We start from the raw sequence: 4,980 nt of genomic DNA on the forward strand, positions 1-4,980 counted from the left end.
GCCGAGGCTCCCGCGGTGGCGGCCCCGGCCCCGGCTCCCGCCGAGACGCCGAAGCTCCAGGTGCCGGTGGACTACTTCAAGCTCGATAACGGTTTGAAGGTGGTCCTCTCGCGAGACACCACGGCGCCCAAGACGGCGATTGGCGTCTATTACAACATCGGCTTTCGCATCGAGCCGAAGAACCGCACCGGCTTCGCGCACCTGTTCGAGCACATGATGTTCCAGGGCTCGACCAACCTCGGGAAGATGGAGTTCATCCGGCTCATCCAGAAGAACGGCGGGGTGCTCAACGGCTCCACGCGCTTCGATTTCACCAACTACTTCGAGATTGTCCCCTCCAACGCGCTGGAGACGATGCTCTGGGCGGAGGCCGACCGGATGCGCGGCCTGGAGGTGACGCAGGAGAACCTCAAGAACCAGCAGGGCGTGGTGTCGAACGAGGTGAAGGTCAACGTCCTCAACCAGCCCTATGGCGGCTTTCCGTGGCTGGACATGCCGCAGGTGGCGAACACCAACTGGTACAACGCGCACAACTTCTACGGCGACCTGAAGGATTTGGAGGCCGCCACGCTGGACGACGTGAAGTCGTTCTTCAAGACGTACTACGCCCCGAGCAACGCCGTGCTGGTGGTGGTGGGCGACTTCGAGCCGGAGCAGGTGAAGGGCTGGGTGAAGAAGTATTTCGGACCGCTGCCCACGGTGGCGCAGCCCCAGAAGCCGGACATCTCCGAGCCTCGCCAGGAGAAGGAGAAGCGCCACGACAAGCCGGACAAGCTGGCCGAGCGTCCGGCGCTCGCGGTGGGCTACCACATGCCCGCGGTGGGCACGCCCGAGTACTACGCCATGGCGCTGGTGGACGAGGTGCTCCTGAAGGGCAACGACAGCGCGCTCTACCAGCAGCTCGTGCAGAAGAAGGGCCTGGCGGGTGAGCTGCAGGGTGGGGTGAACGAGCTGGGCAACCAGTGGAACTACAACGGGCCCATGCAGTGGACCGCGTATCTGTTCCATGACGCGAGCACGTCGCCGGAAGCGATTCTGAAGGAGATTGACGGCGTGGTGGCGCAGCTGCAGGACAAGCCCATCGACGCGGCGACGCTGGCGCGTGCGCGGGTGAAGGCGCGCTCGCGGCTGTACGAGCACGTGGAGTCGTTCCTCGGCTTCGGCCGCGCGGACCTGCTGGCCTCCTTCGCGCTCTTCTTCGACGACCCGGAGCGCATCAACCGGCTGGAGGACGAGCTGATGAAGGTGTCACCGGAGCTCATCCAGAAGACCGCGCGTGAGTACCTGCGCCGTGAGAACCGCACGGTGCTCACGGTGACTCCCGCCCCCACCAAGGCCCAGGCCCGCTGAGGACATGCGACCCATGAACACGCGCTCACTTCGCAGCCGTCTCGTCGCTCCCGCGCTGATGGTGTTCGGGCTGCTGCACGCGCCCGCCATCGCCGCCGCTCCCGCCAAGGAGGCCCCACCGGCTCCCGCGGCGCCCAAGCCCTTCAAGGTCCCCGTCCGCACGGAGTTCAAACTCGACAACGGGCTGGAGGTCTCGCTGCTTCCCTATGGCGACATGCCGAAGGTCGCCATCCAGCTCGCCATCGACACCGGCAACATCCACGAGAAGTCCAATGAGGTCTGGCTCGCGGACCTGACGGGCAAGCTGCTGGTGGAGGGCACCACCACCCGCTCCGCCGAGCAGGTGGCGCAGACGGCCGCCGGGCTGGGTGGACAGCTCAACGTCGGCACCACGCCGGACCAGACGTTCGTCGGCATCGAGGTGCTCTCCGAGTCGGCGCCCCAGGCGGTGTCGCTCATCGCGGACGTCATCCAGAACCCGGCCTTCCCTCCGACGGAGGTGGAGCGGGTGAAGGCGAACCTGCTGCGTGACGTGGCCATCTACCGGAGCCAGCCGCAGGTGCTCGCCGACGAGCTGCTGGCGCAGTCCGTCTATGGCGACCATCCCTACGGCCGCCTCTTCCCGACGGAGGCGATGCTGAAGGGCTACACGCGAGAGGGTGTGCGCGCGCACTACGACGCGAACGTCGGCGCGGCCCGCTCGCGGCTGTACATCGTCGGCCGGTTCGACGCGGCCTCGGTGGAGAAGGCGGTGCGCGAGGCGTTCACTGGCTGGAAGCCGGGCCCCGCGCGCGTCCAGAACCCGCCGACGCAGCAGGTGGCGAAGTCGGTGCAGTACCTGGACCGGCCCGGCTCGGTGCAGTCCACGGTGCGCGTCGCGGTGAAGGCGCTGCCGCCCGCCAGCCCCGACTACGTCCAGCAGGAGGTGATGAACACGCTGCTCGGCGGCTACTTCAGCTCGCGCATCACCGCGAACATCCGCGAGAAGAAGGGCTATTCGTACTCGCCCTACAGCGAAATCTCCGTGCACGTGGGGGATGCGTCCTGGGTGCAGAACGCGGACGTGACGACGGCCGTCACCGGGGAGTCGCTGAAGGAGGTGCTCAAGGAGGTGGACACGCTGCGCAAGACGCCGCCCTCCGCCGACGAGCTGCGCGAGGTGCAGAACTACCTGGCGGGTGTCTTCCTGCTCCAGAACTCGTCGCGCAACGGCATCATCAACAAGCTGCGCTTCGTGGACCTGCACGGACTGCCGGACTCGTACCTGCGCGACTACGTGCAGACGGTGATGTCCGTCACCCCGGAGCAGGTGAAGCAGATGGCCACGAAGACGCTCACGCGTGAGTCGATGACCATCGTGGTGGTGGGTGACCTGAAGGTCGTGAAGCCGCAGCTCAAGGTGCTTCCGCCGCCGGTGCGCTGACGGTGTTGGGGACGGAGGCCGAGTCCAGGGCCTCCGTCCTGTCCGTCAGAGGTGCTGTTTGAAGTAGCGCATGGTGTGCTCCCACAAGCGCTCCGTCACCTGCGGGTCGGAGTACACCATGTGCGTCATGCCGGAGAGCGGCAGGAACTCGTGGGACTGGCCCGCCCGGAACAACGCGTCCGACAGCTTGAGGGCGTGGAAGAAGAAGACGTTGTCGTCCGCGGTGCCGTGAATGACGAGGAGCTTGCCCATGGGCTGGCCCGCCTTCACGTGGGTGAGCAGTGAGCTCTGGGCATACGCGTCCGGGTGCTCGTCGGGCAGGCCGAGGAATCGCTCCGTCAGGTGCGTGTCGTAGTCCCGCCAGTCCGTCACCGCCGACACCGCCACCGCGGCCTTGAAGACGTCGGGCCGGGTGAGCACGGCGAGCGCGGACATGTAGCCGCCGTGGCTGCCTCCGGTGATGCCCACGCGGTTCAAGTCCAGCTCGGGGACCTCCGCCGCGAGCGCGCGCAGCGCCGCCACCTGTTCATCCATCAGCACCTTGGGGAAGTCGTACTTCGGCTTGCGCAGCTTCGCGTCGGCCGTCGGCGAGGCGCCGCGTCCGTCGAGCCGCACCACGAGGAAGCCCTGGTCCGCCATCCACTGCGCGGTGAGGTGCGACGCCATGCTCTGGCGGACCATGGCGGTGCCGGGGCCCGCGTAGATTTCCACGATGACGGGCAGCTTCACCCCGGGCTTCGCGTCGCGCGGACGCACCAGGGACGTCGGGAAGCGCTCCTTGCCCACCTGACGCACTTCCAGCCGGGGCTGGAAGGGAGGCTCCTTCGCGATGGAGGGCAGCTCGCCCACGCGCGTGCCGTCCGCCTTGAGCACCACGGTGCTCCGCATGCTCTTGGGGCCCTCCGACGTCACGACGAGCAGCCCTCCCCGGGGGGAGAGGCGGGCCGACTCCAGCGCCGGGCCTCCCGTGGTGACGCGGGTCGGCTTGTCTCCCTTTCGCGCGCGCCACACGTAGCGCTCCGCGGAGTTCGTCCCTCCGACGAAGTAGACGGTCTCCTCCTTCTCCACGTAGCCCACCAGTCCGCCGAAGCCCGCGTCAGGCGGGACGAGCGAGCGCACGAGCTTGCCGGTGGCGTCGCGCAGCTCCAGCTCGGGTGCGCCGTTGCGCTCGGTGCCCCAGAGAAAGCCGCTGCCGTCTTCCAGCCAGTGGGGGAAGGTCTGGTCCAGCTCCAGCCAGGCGTCGTCCTTCTCCACGAGCAGGGGCGTGGTGCGCCCGGTCTTCACGTCCACGGCGAGCAGCACCTCCTCCGTCTGGTGGCGGTTCTGCACCAGCAGGGTCAGCGGGCCCTTCGCGGGCCAGCGCACGGTGGCGAGGTAGGGGTACTTCTCCGCGTCCCAGTTCACCCACGTCGTCTTTCCGCCGGTGACGGGGATGACGCCCAGCCGCACCCTGGCGTTGGCCTTGCCGGCGCGAGGGTAGGAGAGCTGCTGCGCGCCCTGCGCGGGGTTGCCGGTGTCCGCGATGGAGAGCTTCTCCACGCCGCTTGTGTCCGACTCCGTGTAGGCCAGGGCCTTGGCGTCCGGGCTCCACCAGTAGCCAGAGAAGCGATACATCTCCTCCTGGGCGATGAACTCCGCCAGCCCGTGTGTCTTCTCCGCAGTGCCGCCCTTGGTGACGCGGCGCTCGGTGTTGGTGGCCAGGTCCAGGCGGTACACGTCGTGCTCGCGGACGTAGGCCACCTGGGTGCCATCCGAGGACAGTCGCGGGTCGATGACGCCCGGTCCCGTCTTGAGCTCGGTCACCTTTCCGGACGCTCGCTCCACGAGGAACAGCTTGCCGGACAGCCCCATGAGGAGCTTCTTGCCGTCATCGGACAGGGTGTAGTTGGAGAACCCGCGCGAGCTCATCCGCATGCGCTCCCGGCGCGCCTTCTCCTCGGGCGTGAGGGTCTCCTCGGCGCCTCGCAGGAGGCTCTCGGGCGTGAGCAGCTCTCGCGACTGGCCGGTGGCCACGTCGAACGCATGGAGGGAGAGCGCGTTGGAGGTGGCGGAGTTGCGCAGGAAGAACAGCGTCTGCTCATCCGGAGTGACAGTGGCGCCCACGGGACGGCCGCTGTTGAAGGAGCGTGTCTCCTGGAGCTGGCGGAAGAAGCTGGTGGGTTTGGGGACGGACTCGGGCTTGGGTGGGGACGGGGGTTGAGCGAGGA

Annotated in this window: 3 protein-coding genes; 2 read left to right on the plus strand and 1 reads right to left on the minus strand. The window is 67.8% G+C overall.

Features of this window, described 5'->3' with window-relative positions:
* Positions 1 to 15: 15 nt before the first annotated feature.
* Positions 16 to 1,350, plus strand: a complete 1,335-nt coding sequence (locus HR086_RS44670; RefSeq protein ID WP_174468703.1) for a pitrilysin family protein — start codon at positions 16 to 18, stop codon at positions 1,348 to 1,350.
* 13 nt (positions 1,351 to 1,363) lie between these two features.
* Positions 1,364 to 2,773 carry a pitrilysin family protein gene (locus HR086_RS44675; RefSeq protein WP_174468701.1) on the plus strand — a complete coding sequence of 470 codons (1,410 nt, stop codon included), beginning with the start codon at positions 1,364 to 1,366 and terminating at the stop codon, positions 2,771 to 2,773.
* Between the two features lie 45 nt (positions 2,774 to 2,818).
* Here HR086_RS44675 and HR086_RS44680 read toward each other — a convergent pair.
* Positions 2,819 to 4,980: DPP IV N-terminal domain-containing protein (locus HR086_RS44680; RefSeq protein WP_174468702.1), on the minus strand; the 2,162-nt coding region annotated here is incomplete at its 5' end.

The sequence above is a fragment of the Myxococcus sp. CA039A genome (assembly GCF_013336645.1).
Classification (GTDB): Bacteria; Myxococcota; Myxococcia; order Myxococcales; family Myxococcaceae; genus Myxococcus; species Myxococcus llanfairpwllgwyngyllgogerychwyrndrobwllllantysiliogogogochensis.